The sequence below is a fragment of the Hymenobacter psoromatis genome (assembly GCF_020012125.1).
Lineage (GTDB): Bacteria > Bacteroidota > Bacteroidia > Cytophagales > Hymenobacteraceae > Hymenobacter > Hymenobacter psoromatis.
On sequence record NZ_JAIFAG010000001.1, the window covers coordinates 415178 to 436577 of the forward strand.

22 protein-coding genes are annotated in these 21400 nt (G+C 57.1%); 7 read left to right on the forward strand and 15 right to left on the reverse strand.

Annotation, left to right across the window (positions count from 1 at the left end; translation table 11 throughout):
- Nucleotides 1–23: 23 nt before the first annotated feature.
- The gene (locus LC531_RS01725) at nt 24–2519 is read right to left on the reverse strand and encodes an ATP-dependent Clp protease ATP-binding subunit (RefSeq protein ID WP_223648603.1); all 2496 of its coding nucleotides are present in this window, start codon (nt 2517–2519) and stop codon (nt 24–26) included.
- 412 nt (nt 2520–2931) lie between these two features.
- On the opposite strand from LC531_RS01725, the gene LC531_RS01730 reads away from it, so the two are divergent.
- The 3 genes from LC531_RS01730 (at nt 2932) to tssD (ending at nt 5341) form a co-directional block, all read left to right on the forward strand.
- Complete coding sequence (locus tag LC531_RS01730; protein ID WP_223648604.1) at nt 2932–3372, forward strand: hypothetical protein; 441 nt, start codon at nt 2932–2934, stop codon at nt 3370–3372.
- A gap of 46 nt (nt 3373–3418) precedes the next feature.
- Complete coding sequence (locus LC531_RS01735; RefSeq protein ID WP_223648605.1) at nt 3419–4792, forward strand: DUF5458 family protein; 1374 nt, start codon at nt 3419–3421, stop codon at nt 4790–4792.
- Nucleotides 4793–4939: 147 nt separating this feature from the next.
- Nucleotides 4940–5341, forward strand: a complete 402-nt coding sequence (gene tssD, locus LC531_RS01740; RefSeq protein WP_223648606.1) for a type VI secretion system tube protein TssD — start codon at nt 4940–4942, stop codon at nt 5339–5341.
- Between the two features lie 216 nt (nt 5342–5557).
- Here the strand turns inward: tssD and LC531_RS01745 are convergent, their stop codons facing one another.
- The 5 genes from LC531_RS01745 to LC531_RS01765 form a co-directional block, all read right to left on the reverse strand.
- Entirely contained in the window at nt 5558–6832 is a 1275-nt protein-coding gene (locus LC531_RS01745) for a nucleoside permease (RefSeq protein WP_223648607.1), read from the reverse strand.
- 216 nt (nt 6833–7048) lie between these two features.
- Nucleotides 7049–7657 (reverse strand): superoxide dismutase, encoded by a 609-nt coding sequence (locus LC531_RS01750; protein ID WP_223648608.1) that lies wholly within the window; start codon nt 7655–7657, stop codon nt 7049–7051.
- 92 nt (nt 7658–7749) lie between these two features.
- Nucleotides 7750–8190, reverse strand: coding sequence for a nucleoside deaminase (locus LC531_RS01755; RefSeq protein ID WP_223648609.1), 441 nt, complete (start codon nt 8188–8190; stop codon nt 7750–7752).
- 60 nt (nt 8191–8250) lie between these two features.
- On the reverse strand, nt 8251–8799 hold the full coding sequence (locus LC531_RS01760; RefSeq protein ID WP_223648610.1) for a hypothetical protein: 549 nt from the start codon (nt 8797–8799) through the stop codon (nt 8251–8253).
- A gap of 122 nt (nt 8800–8921) precedes the next feature.
- Nucleotides 8922–9362 carry a T9SS type A sorting domain-containing protein gene (locus LC531_RS01765; protein ID WP_223648611.1) on the reverse strand — a complete coding sequence of 147 codons (441 nt, stop codon included), beginning with the start codon at nt 9360–9362 and terminating at the stop codon, nt 8922–8924.
- Nucleotides 9363–9608: 246 nt separating this feature from the next.
- On the opposite strand from LC531_RS01765, the gene aspS reads away from it, so the two are divergent.
- From aspS to LC531_RS01785, 4 genes are all read left to right on the forward strand, one after another.
- Nucleotides 9609–11372, forward strand: a complete 1764-nt coding sequence (gene aspS / locus LC531_RS01770; protein WP_223648612.1) for an aspartate--tRNA ligase — start codon at nt 9609–9611, stop codon at nt 11370–11372.
- 24 nt (nt 11373–11396) lie between these two features.
- Nucleotides 11397–11900 (forward strand): hypothetical protein, encoded by a 504-nt coding sequence (locus tag LC531_RS01775; protein ID WP_223648613.1) that lies wholly within the window; start codon nt 11397–11399, stop codon nt 11898–11900.
- A 10-nt stretch (nt 11901–11910) separates the two neighbouring features.
- A complete protein-coding gene (locus LC531_RS01780; protein ID WP_223648614.1) occupies nt 11911–12111 on the forward strand; it encodes a hypothetical protein in 201 nt (66 codons plus the stop codon).
- A gap of 113 nt (nt 12112–12224) precedes the next feature.
- Entirely contained in the window at nt 12225–13403 is a 1179-nt protein-coding gene (locus LC531_RS01785; RefSeq protein WP_223648615.1) for an SWIM zinc finger family protein, read from the forward strand.
- Here LC531_RS01785 and LC531_RS01790 read toward each other — a convergent pair.
- The 9 genes from LC531_RS01790 to LC531_RS01830 all read right to left on the reverse strand — a co-directional run bounded on the left by LC531_RS01790 (nt 13297) and on the right by LC531_RS01830 (nt 21369).
- On the reverse strand, nt 13297–13803 hold the full coding sequence (locus LC531_RS01790; RefSeq protein WP_223648616.1) for an NADH-quinone oxidoreductase subunit J family protein: 507 nt from the start codon (nt 13801–13803) through the stop codon (nt 13297–13299). The two genes, LC531_RS01785 and LC531_RS01790, sit on opposite strands and share 107 nt — an antisense overlap.
- Before the next feature lie 79 nt (nt 13804–13882).
- The gene (locus LC531_RS01795) at nt 13883–14461 is read right to left on the reverse strand and encodes a NuoI/complex I 23 kDa subunit family protein (protein ID WP_223648617.1); all 579 of its coding nucleotides are present in this window, start codon (nt 14459–14461) and stop codon (nt 13883–13885) included.
- Nucleotides 14462–14757: 296 nt separating this feature from the next.
- Nucleotides 14758–15894: an NADH-quinone oxidoreductase subunit NuoH gene (nuoH, locus tag LC531_RS01800; protein ID WP_223648618.1), complete on the reverse strand. Its 1137-nt coding sequence runs from the start codon at nt 15892–15894 to the stop codon at nt 14758–14760.
- Between the two features lie 52 nt (nt 15895–15946).
- Entirely contained in the window at nt 15947–16972 is a 1026-nt protein-coding gene (locus LC531_RS01805) for an NADH-quinone oxidoreductase subunit G (RefSeq protein WP_223648619.1), read from the reverse strand.
- Nucleotides 16973–17084: 112 nt separating this feature from the next.
- Nucleotides 17085–18422 (reverse strand): NADH-quinone oxidoreductase subunit NuoF, encoded by a 1338-nt coding sequence (gene nuoF, locus LC531_RS01810; protein ID WP_223648620.1) that lies wholly within the window; start codon nt 18420–18422, stop codon nt 17085–17087.
- Between the two features lie 160 nt (nt 18423–18582).
- The gene (locus LC531_RS01815; RefSeq protein WP_223648621.1) at nt 18583–18813 is read right to left on the reverse strand and encodes a hypothetical protein; all 231 of its coding nucleotides are present in this window, start codon (nt 18811–18813) and stop codon (nt 18583–18585) included.
- Nucleotides 18814–18825: 12 nt separating this feature from the next.
- On the reverse strand, nt 18826–19392 hold the full coding sequence (locus LC531_RS01820; RefSeq protein WP_223648622.1) for an NADH-quinone oxidoreductase subunit NuoE family protein: 567 nt from the start codon (nt 19390–19392) through the stop codon (nt 18826–18828).
- Between the two features lie 22 nt (nt 19393–19414).
- Nucleotides 19415–20677: an NADH dehydrogenase (quinone) subunit D gene (gene nuoD / locus LC531_RS01825; protein WP_223648623.1), complete on the reverse strand. Its 1263-nt coding sequence runs from the start codon at nt 20675–20677 to the stop codon at nt 19415–19417.
- Between the two features lie 122 nt (nt 20678–20799).
- Nucleotides 20800–21369 carry an NADH-quinone oxidoreductase subunit C gene (locus tag LC531_RS01830; protein WP_223648624.1) on the reverse strand — a complete coding sequence of 190 codons (570 nt, stop codon included), beginning with the start codon at nt 21367–21369 and terminating at the stop codon, nt 20800–20802.
- Between the last annotated feature and the right edge of the window lie 31 nt (nt 21370–21400).

The window sequence follows — 21400 nt, forward strand, 5'->3', positions numbered from 1 at the left end:
CGGCCCTACCCCCCCCGTTTGTGCTAGGCTTCCTGCGCCGTCGTCCACACGATTTCGGCGCTGTCTTCGGGCTTGCTCAGCGTCAGCACTGTGCCCTTGCGGGCCTCGCCGCTGATGATGAGCCGCGAGATGGGCCGCCGCAGCTGCGAGCGGATAACCCCCGTGATGGGCCGCGCCCCATACTTGGGCGTGAAGCCCGACAAGGCCAGGTGCTGCCGCGCCTCGGGGCTGAGTTCCAGGGTTATGCCCTGCCGCCGCAGCTGCTCCAGCAGCGGCCGCAGGTGAATATCGAAGATGCGGCCCACGTTTTCCTCTGAGATGGGGGCGAAGGGCACGATTTCGGTGAGGCGGGCCAGAAACTCAGGCCGGAAGTAGCGGCTCATGCTTTCGAGCAGCTCCGCGGCGGGCGGCACCTGCCCGGCCGCAAAGTGCTGGCTAATCTGCTCTGAGCCAATATTAGAGGTAAATAAAATAACCGCGTTGGAGAAATCGCCCTCGCGGCCCAGCCGGTCGTGCAGCTTGCCTTCGTCCAAAATTTGCAGGAAAATATCGAACACCGACGGGTGCGCCTTCTCAATCTCATCAAACAGCACCACCGAGTAGGGCTTCTCCCGGATTTTATTCACCAGCAGGCCGCCCTCTTCGTAGCCCACGTAGCCGGGAGGCGCGCCATAAAGCAGCGCCGCCGAGTGCTCCTCCTTGAACTCCGACATATCGAAGCGAATGAGGAAAGATTCATCATTAAATAAGAAGTCGGCCAACGCCTTGGCCAGCTCCGTTTTGCCGGTGCCAGTGGGGCCGAGCAGGAAGAACGAGCCGATGGGCTGCCCCGCTTTGGTGAGGCCCGAGCGCGACTCCAGAATGGCGGCGCACATGGCCCGCACAGCCACTTCCTGGCCCACCACGCGCTTTTGCAGCGCCTGGTCCATCGTCAGCAGCTTATCGCGCTCGTTGCTTTGCAGCTTGCCCAGCGGAATTCCCGTTTTGCCCGACACGATGGCGGCCACGTCCTGCTTTTCCACGCTTTCCTTCTTGGTGTCGGCCAGCGCCAGCACCGCCGCCAGGATTTCGCGCAGGTAGGTTTCCAGCTCGGCGCTGGTTTCGAGCTTATCGGGCTGCTGCTCATTTTCTAGTTGGTTGAGCCAAAGCTGACTAACCTGGTTCTGCATTTGGTAGAGCAGCCAGCGCAGCTCGCGCAGGTAGTCGGCCTCGCCCAGTTCGTCGCGGCGGGCGGCCAGGGCTTCCAGGTCGGTTTGCAGCCGGGTGAGGCCGGCCACGGCCTGCTCGTCGAGCATCCGAATGGCGGCCATCGTGCGGTCCACTAGGTCAATGGCCGAGTCGGGCAGCTGCCGGTCCTTGAGGTAGCGCTTAGCCAGGCGCACGGCCTCGCCGATGGTGCCCTCGCCCAGCGTCAGGCCGTGGTGGGCGGCATAAATGGGCATGATGCGCGCCAACATCCGCTCGGCCACCACCAGCGAGGGCTCCTCCACCCGCACGGTGTCGAAGCGGCGGTTAAAGGCCTCATCCTTTTCGATATACTGCCTGTACTCGTCGCTCGTCGTAGCCCCGATAACCGTCAGCTCGCCCCGCGCCAGCTCCGGTTTGAGCAGCTGCGCAATGCCGCTGCCCGCGCTACCCTTCGGGTCGAGCAACACGTGGATTTCATCAATAAACAAGATGGCCCGCGTGTATTGCTTCAGCTCAGTGAGCACCTTTTTGATGCGGTCCTCCACCTCCCCTTTATAAGAAGCGCCCGCCACCAGGGTGCCCATATCCAGCTCAAAGAGCGTGACCTCGCGCAAGTGAACCGGTACCAGCCCTTCGGCAATCTGCTGCGCGAAGCCCTCCACCAGCGCCGACTTCCCTACCCCCGGCTCGCCGATGAGCAGCACGTTGGGCTTGGTGCGCCGGCCCAGAATCTCGGCCACGAGCCGGATTTCGCGGTCGCGGCCCACGATGGGGTCCAGCTTGCCGGCGCGGGCCTGGGCGGTTTTATCGGTGCAGTAAGTGGCGAGCGCACCGCCCTTGCCGGCGGGGGTAGGGCCGGCGGCGGGCGCACCATCGGCCCCGCCGGGGGGGGTAGGGGCGGCGGGCATCTCGGCCTGGGCCGCGGCCATAAGCTCATTTTGCGTGAGGGGTAGCGATTTCAGTTGGTCGGCCGTGAAAGCCAGGCCAGGGCGCAACAGCGCCGACAAGGCGCAGAGCGCGTCGGTCGGGTCGCGGTTGAGTTGCAAGGCCACGAGGTCGGCCATCGTGAGCACCTGCTGCACGTGAATGTCGGGGGTAGGCAGCTCCGGGGGGCGGGCGGCCTTTGGCTCGTCTTCGAGGCGCACTTCGGCCCACTCGCGCAGGTAGTGAATATCTTTATCTAGCACTGCTACCAGCCATGAGGCCAGGCCTATCTCATTGTGCAGCAAGGCGGTAAGCAGGTGCGGCGCGGCGTACTGCGCCTGGCGGTATTCGTGAGCCACGGCCTGGGCAATGTGCAGGCTGCGTTGAAGAGTGTCGGAATAAGCCACCAGCAGAAGAGCGTAAAAAAAGTGAGGAGGGAAGAAGTAGAGAACAGCTGCCCTTGGCTACGGGCTGGGCCGGGAGTAGGTTTGGGGGAGCAGCTGGCGGCAGGCATGAGCCGACGGGCCGGCCTTTAAGACCAAGGCTTGCGCAAAATTGGTTATACTTGCGAGCCCGGCGCGGCAATAGCCTCTAAACGTTGTTGTTTGAGCGTGATTACGCCACGCCGCTCGCAATAACGGACGATTTTGCGCAAGTCCTAACGGCCAGGCGCTAAGTTCCAAAGAATGCTATACACCGGAGCCAACTTTGGGGGCCGCCGGTGCGTAGAGCAGCCGGAATGCTCCCTTAATGAACGCTTTTTACCAGTGGCTACGCCGGGTAGCCGGGCGTTCAGCTCCATCACTATCCCCTCCTTCTATGTACTCTTACGGAATTGGCGGCCAGGAGCGTAAGCTCGACAATGCCTCCGAAGCAATTTCGGACATTCCCCTCAACCGGACCCTGCTGGTGCAGAAACTAACCACCAACGCGCCCCTGCGGCCAGTAGTGGTGGAAGGCCTTAAAACCCCCGAGGCGGTGTTCGCGCATTTCAAGCCCGAAATCGGCGTATCCTTCGACGATGCAAACGGCACCGTGGTGCCCGAAAAGCTGCAATTCGCGTCGCTGGGTGATTTTGGTAAAAAGGGCATTATCAATCAGAGCGATTTCCTGAAAAGCCTGGCCTCCGAAACCGACGACCTGCAAAAGCTGCTACGGCAGCTCAAGTCCAATAAAATCCTGAAAACGGCCCTCGAAAACCCCGAGTACAAGGCGGCCTTCCTGGCGGCGGTGCAGGCTATGATGGATGAGCTGGACTAGGGTAGGCCGGCCTTTTTCAACATAATATGACTTTCTCTTAGTATATATGGCCCTCGAACAACAAGATGCCGCCGCTGCTGGCTACAAAAGCCGCGAGGCGGCCGCCCCGGCCCTCGACCAAAGTATTCAGTCGCTGCTCAAAGTTGGCGGCTTTGACCTGCTTGAAACGACCATTGACGGTGCGTCCAACCTCAATCCTGAGAAAAAGGCCCGTAAGAAGATTTTCCTCTCAGAAGCTACCAAAAAGCAGGACCGTAAGCAGCTTAAAAAGCGCTTGGCTCTGTGGCACTCGCTGCTAAGCGAAACCACCACTGTGGCCGATGCCGTGGAGCAGGGCACCCAGCGCGTGGAAGCGCAGGAGCAGCTACTAACTAGTAACCTCAAAAAAGCAATTGAGGCGACCAATGAGCTGGAGCAGTCCTACCGCTCAGTAGCGCTGTTCTACAAGAATACCGAGCAGGATGAAGTGAAGAACATCTCGGTAATGAATGCGGATAAGGACCAGCTGCAAGACTTGGATAATACCACGTTCATTGACGCCGTATCGGCCGAGCTAGAGCAGAACTACGACCGCCTTGACCTGCGCGACAACTACTCGCTACTGGTGGTGCCCGGCTACCTGGGTTCGAACAAAGTGGTGGATAAGTGGGCCAAAATCGCCCACAAGAACAAGGTAATGATGGTGACCGACTTCGAGCACTACGACACGCCCGAAGACGTGATTGAGCTGTTTGAAGAGGCCAACCTGACCGGAGCTGATGCCTACAAGTCGAACGTGGTGATGGCCGCCAACTGGCTGGTGGGCCGCGGCAAAATAGAGGAGGTAGGCGAGGAGGAAGACCTGTTTGTGCCGCCATCCTCGGCGCTGGCGGGCCGTATCTACTCCACGCTGGCCTCGCAGGTAACGGCGGGCCGCAAGCACGGCACACTCAGCGAAGTAGACGGCGTGAAGTTTCCCTTGCGCAAAAGCGAAATCTCCAACCTGGAGAAAATTGGCCTCGTACCGATGGTCAACGAGTACGGCCGCGTTATGGCTTTTTCGGCCAAAACCCTCTTCAACGGCGATAATATTGGGTTGCAGACGTACTCGGTAGTGCGGGTGTTTGACTACGTAACTAAAGTGCTGATTGACTTTCTCAACCGCCGCGCCTTTGAGAACTGGGACCATAATATGCGAATGGATATTCAAAACCAGATTGTGCGGTTTCTGGACGGCATTGCGGGACCAGGCAAGCTTATTGAGAAATTTTCAGTAAAGAAATTCGAGCGCGACCCCGACCAAAAAGACCGAATTAATCTGGACATTCATATGGTCCCCTATTTTCCGGCCAAAACCTTCTTGGTATCACTGGATGGCACTAAGGGCGACGACCCTGATAACCCCGGCCGCGACTGGAGCGCTGAATATGCGCAGCAATAACTGGCACAGATCTTTAGCCCGGTAGCCGGCAAACAGTAGGAGCTTGTATTTTTTTAACTATAATTACACTGGTTTATAGCGAACCATCGGACAGGACCTGCGTAAAACCGTTTAGAAATTTTTTCCTCTCACCAAATCCCCTAATTCATGGCCTCTTTTAGTGCTGTATTTGACGCTGCCGGCAGCGAAGAATGCGAAGTAGTAAGCTGCAGCTACTCCTTCAACCAAACTACCGACGACAAGGGCCGGCCCTCTTCCGTGGTTCAGGGCGGAACTATCAAGGTAACGATTGTATCAACGGATAGTGTAAAGCTTATTAGCTGGATGCTGGACCCCTACAAGCGGGCCGACGGTAAAATCGTATTTAAGCGAGGCGACCAGGATTCCAAAATGAAGGAGATTGCCTTCAAAGAAGCCTACTGCGTGAGCTACGCCGAAAGCTTCGATGCCCGTGGGGCCGAAACTCAGGCTTCAATGGTGCTTAGCCTCGTCATCTCGGCTAACAAAATTGATGTGAACGGCGCTTCACTGGATAATAAGTGGGTATAAGTGCCGCTGAGAATTAAGTAAAAAGGGCCGCCGCAGTTACTACTGCGGCGGCCCTTTTTACATGAGACACGAGGTGTTCAGGTGAAATGAAAAGGAATTGGGCAATGATTTTCCACGCCTGTAAGTTTACTGAATACACAAGGCAAGATATCCAAGCTTATAGCTGCATAGACTGGTAGAATTTAATGGTATTCAACCACTGCTCAAGAGTATTGACTAAGCAGCTAGCGCTGGCTCCGAGTATTCATTTTCGGCCACTTGTGGCTCGTGCTTATGCTTGAAAATGAACACGAACAGTACCGCGATAGCTAGCGCATAAGCCGCGAACGTGAGCCAGATGCCGTGCCAATCCTTATGGCCGCTGGCATCGGTGAAATACTGCTGAATAATGACGCCGCTGAGCGAGCTGCCCAGCACGGCTCCGAAGCCATTGGTCATCATCATAAACAGGCCCTGCGCGCTGGCCCGGATGCTGGGCTGGGTCTGGGTTTCGACAAACAGCGAGCCGGAGATATTGAAGAAGTCGAAGGCCATGCCGTACACGATGCACGAGGTAATAATCATCCACAAATTGCTCCCGGGGTCGCCATAGGCAAACAGGCCGAAGCGCAGCACCCAGGCCACCATGCTGAACAGCATCACTTGCTTGATGCCGAAACGCCGCAAAAAAAACGGAATAGCCAAGATAAAGAGCGTTTCCGAAATCTGCGAGATGGACATAATAAAGGCCGGGTGCCGCACCGTCAGTGTATCGCGGTAGGCGGGCACTTGGTCAAAGTCGTGCAAAAAGGTGTCACCGTAGGCATTAGTCAACTGCAAGGCGGCCCCTAGTAGTAGAGCAAATAGGAAGAAGGTCGCCAGCTTGCGGTCGCGTAGCAGCGCGAACGACTTGAGCCCTAGTGCATCAACCAGCGTGCGGCCTGGTGTATCTCGGGATGGCGGCGGGCACTTGGGCAGCGTGAACGAGTAAATGCCCAATACCAGCGCGGCCCCGGCGGCCACGTAAAACTGGCTGGCCGACTTCTCAAAACCCAGGAAAGTGACCGTCCACATAGCCACGATAAAGCCGATGGTACCCCACACCCGGATGGGGGGGTAGTCCTTCACCACGTCCAGCCCCTGGCTTTTCAGCGCTGAGTACGACACGGCGATGGACAGCGCCAGGGTAGGCATGTAGAAAATCATATTGAGCAGAATCACCCAAAAGAACACGCCGGGGTCCGTTACGAAGGGGATGGTGCACAGCACGCCGGCCCCCAGCAGGTGCAGCACACCGTAGAGCTTTTCGGCGTTTACCCACTTATCGGCCACAATGCCCATGAGCGAGGGCATAAAAATGGACGCGATGCCCATTGTGGAGAAAATAGCCCCGAACTGCGACCCTGACCAATGCTTGGTTTGGAACCAGTACGCGCCAATCGTTATCAGCCACGCGCCCCAGATGAAAAATTGCAAGAAGCTCAGGATGGTGAGGCGCAGCTTGATAGACATGAGGGCTCAGGTTAAAAGTCGGGGTAGGCGCTTTTGCTGATAAAGATACAAAAGCCGCCGCCTGCCGCATTACGCTAGGATTACGACATTCAAAATAACGCAACAGCTGCCCAACTACTTGCGGGGGCATAAAAAAGCCCGCTCGCGGGGTGCGAACGGGCTTGGAAACGAGTAGTTGCGGAGCTGCAACGCAAAGCGTCGGGCTTGCCGGGCTGCTTAGTTGGCGGTAGCGAAACGCTTGTTTACTTCATCCCAATTGATGAGGTTGAAAAAGGCAGCCACGTAGTCGGGGCGTTTATTCTGGTACTTGAGGTAGTAGGCGTGCTCCCACACGTCGAGGCCCAGAATGGGCATGCCCTTGCAGCCGGCATCGGGCATGAGTGGGTTGTCCTGGTTGGGCGTCGAGCAGATTTGGAGCGCGCCGTCGGGCTGCTTGCACAGCCACGCCCAGCCCGAGCCGAAGCGCGTCGTCGCGGCCTTGCTAAACTCAGTCTTGAAGTTGTCGTAGCTGCCAAATGCCTTGGTAATAGCGTCGGCCACCGCGCCAGTGGGCTGCCCGCCGCCATTGGGCGAGAGGATGGTCCACCACAGCGAGTGGTTCCAGTGGCCGCCGCCGTTGTTGCGCACAGCCGGGGTAGCCTTGGCAATATTGTGCATGATTTCTTCCAGGCTCTGGTTTTCCATCTCGGTGCCAGCCACGGCGGCATTGAGGTTGGTTACGTAGGCCTGGTGGTGCTTGGTATAGTGTATTTCCATCGTCTGCGCGTCGAACGTTGGTTCGAGGGCATCGTAGGAATACGGGAGCTTGGGCAGTTCAAAAGCCATGATGCAGGGTGTTTTAAAGTGAAAAGATGGGCAGGTCCATGTATAACCCCGAACCAGCCGCCGGGGTTGTGCAGGGCACGCGGAAGCTACCCCTACCCCGGCCGCTTGCCCCGAAAAAACGCCTGCATCAATGCCGCGCATTCCTCGGCGCATACGCTCGCCCGCACCTGGGTGCGCGGGTGCAGCAGGCCGGGCGTGTGCCGCCGGTAGCCGGTGCGGGGCTCAGCCGCGCCAAACACTACCCCCCCCAGCTGCGCCCAGGCGCTGGCCCCAGCGCACATTACGCAGGGCTCCACCGTTACGTACAAGATACAGTGGGTCAAGTATTTATTGCCCAAAAAATTGGCGGCGGCCGTTAGGGCCAGCATCTCGGCGTGGGCCGTCACGTCGCGCAGCTGCTCGGTCTGGTTGTATCCCCGTCCGATTATTTCCCTCTCCAGCACCACGACCGCACCAATCGGGATTTCGCCCGCCGCTAGTGCCCGCCGCGCCTCGGCCAATGCTTGTTGCATAAAGAAGTCGTCGGTGAGCATGGGCGATTATTTGTAGAAGCCTGTCATTGCGAGCAAAGCAAAGCAATGACAGATTATTCTCTACTTCAAGCTGATATCACTGAGCGCGGCCTGGGCCACGGGGCGCCACTGTGCCTGCTCATCGGCCGGGGCCGAAAATGAGAAAATATACAGCTGCTCGCCCTGCACCGCATATTCGATGTACTCGTATTTGCGGATGGCGGCCAGCGTGATGGCCGAGCGGCGGCTATCGGTGAGCGTGGAGACAAACTCCAGCGCCACGAAATCGCGGCCGTTCACCTTGCGCACTTCCTGCGTCAGAAATTCCACCTTCGTATAGAGCCGCTGCACGCTGGCTTTATAAAAGGGCAGCAAGATGTTATAGTCGGGACCAAACGTGGTGGGCCGCACCGAAATGCTGTAATCCACGCGCCCGCTGGGATTGCTGAACACGGCCAGCGGCTTGCGCGGCGACGGAAACTTGACCGCGATGCCTTCATCGGGCAGCGGCGTGAAGCCCTGCGGCACCGCCACCGACAAGCCGGGCGCGAGCTTCACGGTCATCAGCTTAGGCTTGGGGCCAAAGCTGGTGAGGGCGAGCAAAGCAAGGAGCAGGGGTAGGGTTTTCATAAGCACAGGCAAAAGTAGGGGGTAGGAGACGGGTAGCAGAAACGAACAAAAACACCAGAACGTCATGCTGAACTTGTCAAAACATGACGTTCTGGTGTTTTTGCTTACTAATTGCGCCGTTGCTAGCGGCGCGCCACCGTTGGGTACTTAATACGGACCTTTTTCCAGTACACGTAGTTGCCCGTTTTGGCTTCTACCAGATACGTGCCGGCCTGGATGTGGCCTAGGTCCACGGGCTCGCCGGTGTTGGCCTGCGGGTCCAGCGCCTGCTGGTACACCACTTTGTTGAGGTAGTTGGTCATTACCAGCGTGCCGGGCTTGGTAAACTGCTGCGTAAAGCTGAGCAATACGCTGTTGGAGTTGGGCTTAGGAAAAATATCAATGCCCGAGAGCGTTTCCACGCGCCGGATGGGGCCGTCGAGCGTCACGGCCGGTACTTCACCCTTCGTTTTGATTATAACATCGTCATCGTACTTGCTCTTAGTTTTGACTTTGGTTTGGGCCTGGGCCGAGCCGGCCGCGAGCAAAGCGGCCGCCAGGGCCAGCGCAGGAAAAGATTTCATGGTTGAAAAGGAAGAAAAAACCAGACAAAAGAATGTCGTCCCTACCCCCTCTTGCATACTCCGTACCAAACCAGCAATTTTATCCCCGCGCCCCCGCCAGTACCTTCGCACCCAGCAATAATTTCCTGCCCCCCGCCCGCGCGCCCAGCCGCACTGCGGCGCACCCCCAAAATCCATCAATCGCGCTACCAGCCGCGTCAGCGGCGTATCCGCGAAATCCGTTAAATCAGTTTGAATCTGCGGTTTATGTTAAGAACGCACACCAATGGCGAACTCCGCCTCGAACACGCCGGCCAAACCGTCACCCTCGTGGGCTGGGTGCAGCGCACCCGCGACAAAGGCGGCATCCTCTGGATTGACCTGCGCGACCGCTACGGCCTCACCCAACTAGCGCTCGAAGAGGGGGTAGAGCGCGACGAAGTGCGCGAGCAGGCCCGCCATCTCGGCCGCGAATTTGTCATCTCCGTCACCGGTAAAGTAGCCGAGCGCTACTCCAAAAACGCGCATATCCCGACCGGCGACATCGAAATCCGCGTGGCGAAAATAGACGTGTTGAACCCCGCCAAGCTGCCGCCCTTTCTCATTGAGGATGAGACCGATGGCGGCGACGAGTTGCGCATGAAGTACCGCTACCTGGACTTGCGCCGCACGCCCGTGCGCAACAACCTGATGCTGCGCCACCGCATGGCTCAGGCCGTGCGCCGCTACCTCGACGGCCAGGATTTTATCGAAGTCGAAACTCCCGTGCTCATCAAAAGCACGCCCGAAGGCGCGCGCGACTTTGTGGTGCCCTCGCGCATGAACCCCGGCGAGTTCTACGCCCTGCCGCAGTCGCCGCAGACGTTCAAGCAGCTGCTCATGGTGTCGGGTTTCGACCGCTATTTCCAGATTGTCAAGTGCTTCCGCGACGAAGACCTGCGCGCCGACCGCCAGCCCGAGTTCACGCAGATTGACTGCGAAATGGCCTTCGTAACCCAGGAAGACATTCTCAACACCTTCGAGGGCTTGGTGCGATACCTGTTCAAGGAAATCAAAAATCTCGATTTCCCCACCGTGCCCCGCATGGAATACGCCGACGCCATGCGCCGCTTCGGCAACGACAAGCCCGACGTGCGCTTCGCAATGGAGTTCGTGGAATTGGATGGGGTAGTAAAAGGCCACGGCTTCCCGGTCTTCGACCAGGCCGAGCTGGTGGTGGGCATCAACGCCGCCACCTGCGCCGCCTACACCCGCAAGCAGCTCGACGAGCTCACCGCCTTCGTGAAGCGCCCGCAGCTCGGGGCCACCGGCCTCGTGTACGCCCGCGTCGAAGCTGGGGGGGTAGTAAAATCATCGGTCGATAAGTTCTACCCGCAGGAAGAATTGCAGAAGTGGGCCGCCGCGTTCCACGCCAACGAGGGCGATTTGCTGCTCCTGCTGGCCGGCCCGGCCGATAAAACCCGCAAGGCCCTCAGCGAGCTGCGCCTGGAAATGGGCCAGCGCCTCGGCCTGCGAGACAAGGACACGTTTGCCCCGCTGTGGGTCGTCAACTTCCCGTTGCTCGAATATATTGAAGAGGAGGGCCGCTACTTCGCCATGCACCACCCCTTCACCTCGCCCAAGCCCGAAGACATGCACCTGCTCGACAACCCCACCACCATCGGCCAGGCCCGCGCCAATGCCTACGACCTGGTAATTAACGGGGTAGAGGTCGGCGGCGGCTCCATCCGCATCCACGACCGCGCCGTGCAGGCCCGCATGTTCTCGCTGCTCGGCTTCACCCCCGAGGAGGCCCAGGCCCAGTTCGGCTTCCTGCTCGATGCCTTCGAGTACGGCGCGCCGCCCCACGGCGGCATCGCCTTCGGCTTCGACCGCCTCTGCTCGCTCTTCGGCGGGGCCGATTCCATCCGGGATTTCATCGCCTTCCCTAAGAATAACTCGGGTAGGGACGTGATGATTGACTCGCCTTCACCGATTGCGGATGCGCAGTTAAAGGAGTTGAGTATTAAGACGGAGGTGGTGAGGAAATAAGAATCGTCTTTACTGGAAAGTAGAATGAAAGATTATCTTTTTGCTCTTATGCTATGCTTGGGAACCATGCACGTAGCAGATGCCCAGCAGGTATCACTCAGTGAACTTATTTCTATAAGGAGCGGGGACTTAGATAAGGCAAATCAGATTCTACTGCCGCGAGGTTGGGTATTCAAAGGACGGCAACCTCATGTTGTCCCAGCAACGGAAGAGAATTGTTTGTATGATGTGTTAACTTGGGATAACCAATCAATATTATCGTCGTCTTATATTACCGTTAAGATTGGTAAAAATTGTGGTAACTATGTTAGCTTGCAAACCATTGAGGTGCAAACTTTCTACGCAATAAGAGCGGAAATAGAAAAGTATTCTATGAAGCTGCTTAATACGGAAGTCACGGAAGATAAAGATGGCTCTACTTGGACAATAAGTGTCTTTACGGGAGCTAAATATGAAGTTGATATGGCGATTTGGACAAGTCCTAATAAAGCAAGTAATCAGTACAATGTCAACTTGTATTTGAAATAAAATACCTGCTATGCCCTTCCGCCTCGACCGCACTGCCCACCACGCCGGCACCCACGCGGAAAACGCCCGCTACCACGCCACGCACCAGCCCCCTACCCCCGCCGAGCGCCTGTGGGCCGCCGCTTACCTCAACAGCGTGGCCTATGGCTACGACCTGGACGACCCGCCAAAGTTAGACCGGACCGCGTTTTCGACGCGCCAACACCTGTAGCTGCCGTTCGCGCTCCGAAGAAAATAATGGTCTGATAAGCAGCTGCGAGCTACCCGGTCAATGTTTCCGAGGCGGCCGCTATTTTTGGTGGCTTACCCGCACTTGCTACCCCCATGTTCACTATCCACGACCTGGCCGACCTCGTGCCCCGTAAGATATTTGACCGGGGCGAAGTCTATTACACGGAATATGATGCGGTAGGCCGAATTAAGCAAAAAGGCAATACCTACAAAGCCAAAGTACGCGGCACCGAAACCTACCACGTCGAGTTGACGGTGCTGCCCAGCGGCCCGCCCGACATCGGGTGCGACTGCCCTTACAACTACGGGCCGGTGTGCAAGCACGGCATCGCCCTTGGCTTGGCCGTGCTCGACCTGCTTGGGGAGAGTGAGCCGGCCCCGCCGCCGCCACCTCCCGCGCCTAGTGCGGCCCGCGCCGTGCCGCCTACCCCCCAGCAGCTGCGCCAAGCTTTGAAAGAGGCGTTTGCCCGCACCAGCGACAAGGAAAAGCTCGCTTACCTCGGCCAACTGCTGCACCAGCAGCCCGACCTGATTCCGGGTTTTCCCGCTACGTTTGAATTCAGCCTACCTCTGTTGCTGGCTCCTGCGCCGGTGGTTAAGCCTAAACTGCGCCCGGCCGCCCGGCGCACGTTCGTGCAAGAGGGGCAGGATATGCTGCGCACCGGCTACCCGCCCGATTTGCTACCCCACTTGCTGCGCCACGACTGGCGGACCGTGACGGAAGCCGATGCCCCCAAGCTGGCCGTGCTACTTATGGAAGCCGCCCGCCAGCAACCCGAGCCCACGCTTGATGCCGTGATGGAGCGCATCGAAAGCTACCTCGCTGCCGCGCAGCGCGGCCCTGGTTTCTACGCCCACTTAGTCGTTTGGCTCTTTGTGCTGAGCACCGTGCCCATCATTGCTGCGCAAGTGCGTCTGTTTGCCTCGGAGCTTTGGAAGCAGCACGGCCGCCGCGCCGAGCTGCGCGCCGCGCTCACAGAAGCCGGCTTCGCGCCCTTGCCCACCGACGAGCAGGAAGCCGCGCTGCAAAAGAAAACGGCCGCCGCGAAGGTTAAAACCGACCCCGCCGCTACCCCGCCCAAACGGCCCGGCCGCCCTACCCTCAAACGCAGCAGCGGCCCCGAACTGGTCAGGAGCCGCTGCCAAAACCCAGGAAAAAGTCCGGTTAAAAATTGCGCTCGCCCGTTTCGCGCCTACCCAGCATCACGGAGCCGACCATTGCGGCCAGCAGTAGAATGGAGGCTAACTCGAAGGGTAGGGAGTACTGCTTAAACAGTACCAGGCCCAGGCGGTCCACCATGCCCACCTGCGAATCGAAGGTGGCCGCGTCGTAGCCTACAGGCTGCACGTTGTGCAACGCCGCTACCATAATGAGCAGCAGCGAGCCGCCCGCGATGGCGGCGGCAATTTTGGCCAGGGCAGGCTTGTGCGGCTCCGTTTCCTTGTTGAGGTTCAGGAACATAATCACGAACAGGAACAGCACCATAATGGCCCCGGCATACACGATGATGTTCACGGCCGCCAGAAACTGCGCGTTCAGCAGTAAGTAATGAGCCGATAGCGTGAAGAACGTGAGGATGAGAAATAGTACGCTGTATACTGGGTTCTTGGTCAGCACCACGCCCAGGGCACTCAACAGGGCTACGAACGACAGGAAGAGAAAAAGGGACATATCATGCGCGGTAAGCGTGAGTTTACCGACCGTTAAAATTCTGAATTGAATACGGCAAGCTAAAGCTTACCGCATAGCTTTACGCCAACTGCGTCCGCAGCTTCTCCGCTTGCTCGGGCGTGAGTTGGATACCGCGTGCCGAGCGATTGTCCGGCGACGTGGGCTCTACCAGGCGGTCCTTACCGTAGATAAACTCGTCGCGTTCGTAGCGCGGCGGAGCCATCTTATCAGCCTGCAAGTAGATGGCCGCCTTCGGGCAAGCCTCTTCGCAGAGGCCGCAGAAGATGCAGCGCAACATATTAATCTCGTAGCTTACGGCATACTTCTCCTCGCGGTAGAGGTTTTGCTCGCCTTTCTTGCGCTCGCCTGCCACCATCGTAATGGCTTCGGCGGGGCAGGCCACGGCGCACAAGCCGCAGGCTGTGCAGCGCTCGCGGCCTTGCTCATCGCGCTTCAGCACGTGCAAGCCCCGGAAAACGGGCGAGAACGGCCGGGTTTCTTCGGGATAGCGAATGGTAATTTGCTTCTTGGTGGCAGCCCGAAAAAAGTGCTGCATCGTAATGCTCAAGCCCTGAAAAATGGCCGGTAAATAAGCTCGCTCAGCGAACGTCATCGGCTTCTTTTCCAGTTTCTTAGCGCGGTTACTTAAGGATTGCATAAGGGATAGTTTCTAAGCAGCTTACAGTGGCGACTTCGGTAAGACAATGTTATCCAATATCGGCACACGCTGGCCGAGATAGTAAATTTCTTAAATCTTGTCTGTCAGCCGCATCACAGAAACCCGAAGCTCGCTGATAGCCGCGTTATTTTTTGCGGTTTGAGTTCCCAGGCGGTCCAGACGTTTGTTGGTAGTGTCCAGACGCTCGTTGTTATCAACGCGCATCTAATGCACCTCAGCCAGTAGTTCAGCCATTATCTCAATCAAACTGTCGTCAGCCAAAGCTCAAAAATACGTTAGCGAACGGCGATGGTCAGGTCGGGGATAATGCCCGTTGTAATAAGCACCCCGGTTAGCAGAATATTGAAGATGGCCAGCGGGATAAGAATGGTCCAGCCTAAGCGCATAAGCTGGTCGTAGCGGAAGCGGGGTAGCGTCCAGCGCACCCACATGAAGAAAAAGATACCGGTAAATATTTTGGCGAACATAGCCACCACGCCCATCAGCACAAATAAGTTATGGGCCCAGTCAACCGAAAGGCCAGCTTTCGTTTGCAGAAAATCGAGAAACTCGTATTGAAACGGGTAGTTGAAGCCTCCAAAATAGAGCACCGACATGATAGCCGTTGCCACGAACACATTCACGTACTCCGAAAACAAATACAAGCCCATCTTCATGGAGCTATACTCGGTGTGGTAGCCGCCTACTAGCTCGGTTTCGCATTCGGGTAGGTCGAAAGGCGTGCGGTTGGTTTCAGCAAACGCGCAAACGAGAAAGATGATGAAGCCCAGCGGCTGCTTAAATACGTTCCAGGCAAAAATGTCGCCCCAGTGCCAGCCGGTGGCACTGCTCTGCTGCAAGGTAATGGTACTCAACGATAGTGAGCCCGACATCATGAGCACCGCAATCAGGGCCAGGCCCATTGCTAGCTCGTAGCTAATATTTTGAGAGGCCGCACGAATGGCACCTAGCAGCGAAAACTTGTTGTTGGAAGCCCAGCCACCAATCATGATACCGTACACGCCCAGCGACACGATGCCGAACACGTAGAGCATTCCAATGTTGCTATCGATACCTCGCAAATGCACAACGGTATCGCCAAACTTGAGAGAGTTGCCAAACGGGATAACCGCCGACGACATCAGCGCCGTAACCATGGCTAGGCAGGGCCCGAAAACGAACAGCGCCTTGTTGGCCCCGGCCGGGAAGAATTCTTCCTTTGTAAACAGCTTCACGGCATCGGCCAGCGGTTGCGCGAGGCCCCAGGGGCCGGCACGGTCCGGTCCCACGCGGTCTTGTAGGAAGGCCGCAATCACGCGCTCGGCGTAGGTACAGTAAGTGGCAATCAGCAGCGAAACGCCGAATATTACCAGCACCACGATGCCTTGCCACCCCAGAGAAAAATTCGGCCAGCCAATAGATTCCAGAGACATTTTAGTTAGCTACTAGCTTTTAAAAAATTAAACGATAACGAAAAGCCAACAGCTAGAAGCTCGTGCCGCTCAAGCCGCCTAGCTTTAGCGGTGGGTTTTGCTCCAGCTCGCGAACGGTGCTTTCGGGCAAATCGGCGATTACCTGCGGGTTGATGACGGGCAGCTCGTAGTGATTCTGCGCAATTACCGATGAGCGGTCGATATGCGCCGGGCCTTCAATTACCCAATCCGCAGTTTCTTTCTTCTCAAAACGGCACTCATTGCAAATCCACTCTTTTACCTCGCCGTACTCGTCCTTACGGGCGGTCACGCGCAGCACGTCTTTGCCTTTATACCAAAGCGTTACGTGGCCGTTGCACTTCTCGTGGCTGCACTCGCGGTGCGCGTTCACAGGTTTGGTAAACCATACGCGCTGCTTAAAGCGCCAGGTTTTGTCGGTGAGCGCACCCACCGGGCATACGTCGATAACATTACCGCTGAAATCGTTATCAATCGAATTCTCGATGTAAGTGCCGATTTCGGAAGCATCGCCCCGGCCCAGCACACCATGCACGCGGTTGTCGGTAAGCTGGTTGGCAGTGTACACGCAACGATAGCACAGAATGCAGCGCGTCATGTGCAACTGCACGTAGGGGCCGATATCAATCTTCTCGAATGTGCGACGCTCTTCCTCGTAGCGGGTAGTGCTTACGCCGTGCTCAAAGGCGAAGTTTTGCAAGTCGCATTCACCAGCTTGGTCACACACTGGGCAGTCGAGCGGGTGGTTAATGAGTAGCATCTCTACGATGCCCTTACGCACGTCCAGCACTTGCTGGCTGGTCGTGTTTTCGACCACCATGCCATCCTGCACGGGCGTGATGCACGAGGCCACGAGCTTGGGCATGGGGCGCGGGTCCTTGGCCGAGCCGGCTGCCACGCGCACCAGGCAAGCGCGGCACTTGCCGCCGCTACCCTTCAAGGGCGTGTAGTAACACATAGCGGGCGGCACTATGCCGCCACCAATTTGGCGGGCCGCATTGAGAATAGTTGTGCCGTCGGGCACTTCTACCTCAATTCCGTCGAAAGTTATTTTAGCCATTCTAATTGACAAGTAGCAAAGTTGGCCCAAAGGTATTTCTCGCAGAGGTTCGCAGAGGCTTACGCAGAGGTTCGCAGATTGATAATTGATAAATACTGATTGATGATTAAAATCAGGCTAGCACTAAGTTGCCCCGGTAGTAAGCACCCGGCGCGGTGGCCTCCTGGGGGTGTGTCACGTACCACTCAAACTCGTCGCGGAAGTGGCGCACGGCGGCGGCTACCGGCCAGGCAGCGGCCTCGCCCAATGGGCAAATGGTATTACCCTCAATCTGTTTGGCCACGCTCACAATCAAGTCAATGTCATGCATCGAACCGTGGCCGTGCGCGAGGCGGTGCAACACTTTTTCGAGCCAGCCGGTGCCCTCGCGGCAGGGTGAGCACTGTCCGCAGCTTTCGTGATGGTAGAAACGCGCGAAGTTCCAGGTGTTCTTGACGATAGACGTGGTTTCGTCCATCGCGATGAAGCCGCCTGAACCCAACATGGTGCCCGTGATGAATCCCCCGTCGCTGAGCGACTCATAAGTCATCAGCCGGTCCTCACCTGCCGCCGTTTTAAGAATCAGCTCCTTGGGTAGAATTGGTACTGAAGAGCCGCCGGCCACGACGGCCTTCAACTCCCTACCCTTCCAGATGCCGCCGCAGTACTCATCGGAGTAAATAAATTCCTCCACCGGCACGCCCAGCTCCAACTCGTAGATACCCGGCTTGTTGAGGTGGCCGCAGGCCGAAAAGAGCTTGGTACCGGTGCTTTTCCCTACCCCTATCTTGGCGTACTCCTCACCGCCCATATTCAGGATAGATACCACCGACGCGATGCTCTCGACATTATTGACCACCGTGGGCCGGGCGTATAGACCCTGCACGGCCGGGAACGGCGGCTTGTTGCGTGGGTTGCCGCGCTTGCCTTCCAGGGATTCCAGTAGCGCCGTTTCCTCGCCGCAGATGTAGGCCCCCGCGCCCGGATGCACGTGCAAGTCTAGTGAATAGCCCGAGCCTTGAATATTCTCGCCTAGAAAACCGGCCGCATACGCTTCGGCAATCGCCTTTTCCAGAATGCGGAGCACATACAGTAACTCACCCCGAATATAGATGTAGCTGGTGCGCGCCCCTAGCGCGTAGCTGCCCGCAATCATGCCCTCAATGAGCAAATGCGGCAGCTTCGACATCAGGTAGCGGTCCTTGAACGTGCCGGGCTCCGACTCGTCGGCGTTGCAGACGAGGTAGCGCGGCACGCCCTCCGGCTTGGCCAGAAAGCTCCACTTAAGGCCGGTAGGGAAGCCAGCGCCGCCGCGCCCGCGCAGGCCCGACTTCTTGACCTCTTCCACTACTTCCTCAGGAGTCATTTTCAGGGCCTTCTCCACGGACCGGTAGCCGCCGTGCTTGCGGTACACGGCGAAGGTTTCGATACCCTCAACGTTGACGTATTCGGTTAATAGCTTGCGTCCCATATTTTTAGTGGTTTTCTAAGCGTCCAAAGCGATTTCCAATGCCGACTATGGCTCGTTCTAGGCGGTCAGCCTGTTGCCGGTCAGCTTCTAGTGGTAATTCAAAGCGACGGTCGCTTTCCTGTTGCCGCTGGTCAAAGCGACGGTTGAATTTCTGCTGTTGTTACAGTAATACTTCGGCCGTGCGGTTAACAGTTTTACTTATCTGCTGAATATTATCTACTGCTTGTAATAAAATATTCTCCACATTTTCTAGGCGGTTCTCCACATTTTCTAGGTGGTTATCAACGCTTTCTAAGCGACTTTCAACACGCTTTAGCCGGTCATTCATACCGTGCATCTCAATCAAAATTTCTGCTACTACCAGCGGTAGGTTTTTATCCTGCTCAGCCATAGTAGTAGATAGTTAATTGTTTTGCAATGAATTAGGTAGGTTGCCTTCCCACGGCAGCATAGGCCGGTGCACCATATTCTTTAATTCGCTCAGCATGGCCTGCACGTTTTCCTCCGTGTCGAGCGACTCGTAATACTGCTCACCGACCTGCACCACGGGTGCGAAGCCGCAGGCGGCCAGGCATTCCACTTCTTTCAAAGTGAAAAGCCCATCAGGGGAAGTTTCGCCCACTTTCGCGCCGGTAATGCGCTCTAGGTGCGCGGTCAACTCATCGGAGCCGCGCAACATGCAGGGGCCGGTGCGGCAAATTTCCAACACGTGCTTACCCACCGGCTTGAGGTTGAACATCGTGTAGAACGTGCTCACCTCATACACCTCAATCGGCGTCAAATCCAGCGTTTCAGCCACCAGGTCCTGCACCTCGGGGCTTACCCAGCCACCAAATTCTGCTTGCGCGATGTGCAGAATCGGTAGCAGCGTCGATTTCTTCCGGTCAGCGGGGTAGTGCGTGAGCAGGCGTTTAATTTCGGCCTGTGCGGCGGGCGAAAATTGAGGCTTGATGGCGATATTCGGCTCCATATCAGATACTTTCAACTAACAGCTAGGCGTCCAACTCGCCGGCAATTACATTCATGGAAGACAAAATCACGATGGCATCCGAAAGACTCGTGCCCACTACCATCTCCGAATAGGCTTGGTAGTAGATAAAGCACGGCCGCCGGAAATGCAGGCGGTAGGGCGTGCGCCCACCATCCGAAACGAGGTAAAAACCCAACTCGCCATTGCCGCCTTCCACCGAGTGGTAGACCTCACCCACGGGCGCGTCAATCTCCCCCATGATGATTTTGAAGTGGTAAATCAGGGCCTCCATGTTCTTATACACCGCCTGCTTGGGGGGTAGGTAGTAGTGGGGCGCATCGGCGTGGAACGGACCTTCGGGCAGCCGGTCAAGGGCCTGATTGATAATGCGCAGGCTCTGCCAGATTTCCTCATTGCGCACGATAAAGCGGTCGTAAGTGTCGCCATTGGTGCCTACCGGGATATCAAACTCGAAGTCTTCGTAGGAAGAATACGGGTTCATTACGCGCACGTCGTAATCAACGCCCGCGGCCCGGAGGTTGGGGCCAGTGAAGCCGTAGTTCAACGCCTTTTCCGCCGTAATCGGACCTACGTTCACCACGCGGTCCATGAAAATGCGGTTGCGATTGAACATAGCTTCGAACTCCTTCATCACGGTCGGAAATTCCTTGAGCCACTTGCGCAGCTTCTCGATGGCCACGGGCGTAAAGTCGCGCTCCATGCCGCCTACCCGGCCCATATTGGTAGTCAGGCGTGAGCCGCAGACTTCCTCGTAAATCTCATAAATCTTCTCGCGCTCCTGAAACACGTAGAGGAAGCCCGTGAAGGCACCCGTATCTACTCCCAGGATGGAGTTGCAGATAAGGTGGTCGGCGATACGGGCCAACTCCATCATAATCACGCGCATGTACTGCGCCCGTTTGGGCACCTGAATGCCCAGTAGCTTCTCTACCGTCAGGTGCCAGCCCATATTGTTAATGGGCGACGAGCAGTAGTTCATGCGGTCCGTCAGAGGCGTAATCTGATAGAACGGCCGCCGCTCCGCGATTTTCTCAAATGCCCGGTGAATGTAGCCGATGGTGGGCACGCCCGAAATGATGCGCTCACCATCCATTTGCAGGATGTTCTGGAAGATGCCGTGCGTGGCGGGGTGGGTAGGACCCAGGTTGAGGGTCGTTAGCTCCTGCGAGAAGTCATTGAGCGTGGGCACAAGCTGTCCGCCCTGCTGCTCGCGCGCTTCCTCAACAATCTTGTGGGTGCCGGCCAGGGCGTCGTTTACTGCCATTGTGTGCTATGTCATGCTGAGCTTGCGAAGCATCTTATCAGGTTCGCACTACTCGGATGATTAATTTCTGACGAGGAAGATGTGATAAGATGCTTTCCTGGTGAGCATAACAATCTTAAAAATTAACGACCGAAAAACAGGTCAGTTTTATCCTCGCGGGTGCCGTCTTCAAGCGGGTACTGCTTGCGCATGGGGTAGTAATCCATGTCCTCCACGTTCAGAATACGGCGCAGATTGGGGTGGCCGGTGAAGATGATGCCGTAGAAATCGTAGGCTTCGCGCTCCATCCAGTTGGCGGCGGCGTAGATGTCGGAGAGGGTAGGCACCACCGGGTCGGCCAGCGGAAAGAAGATTTTGATACGCACCCGAATATTATGCACCAAGCTGTGCAGGTGGTAAATCATCCCGAGTTCCTGGTTCAGGTTCTCAGGGTAATTAATCCCGCACATCGTAGTCAGGAAGTGAAACTTCAGCGTTTCATCCTGCTGCAAGCCTTCCACAATGCGGTGAATGTGCTCGCGCTTGGTGGTGACCGTTAGCAAGCCATACGGCTCGTGCACGTCCGTAAACGTGGCCTCGCCAAACAGGCTATGCAACAGGGCCAGCACCTGCGCGTTTTGTTGCGCGGTAGGGTCCTGCTCGGCGGCCAGCGCCTGGGCGGCGGTAGATTCTTCTTTGGTCGGGTCAGCCATTGGGCTTTTCTACTACTGGTCAAAAAAGGAG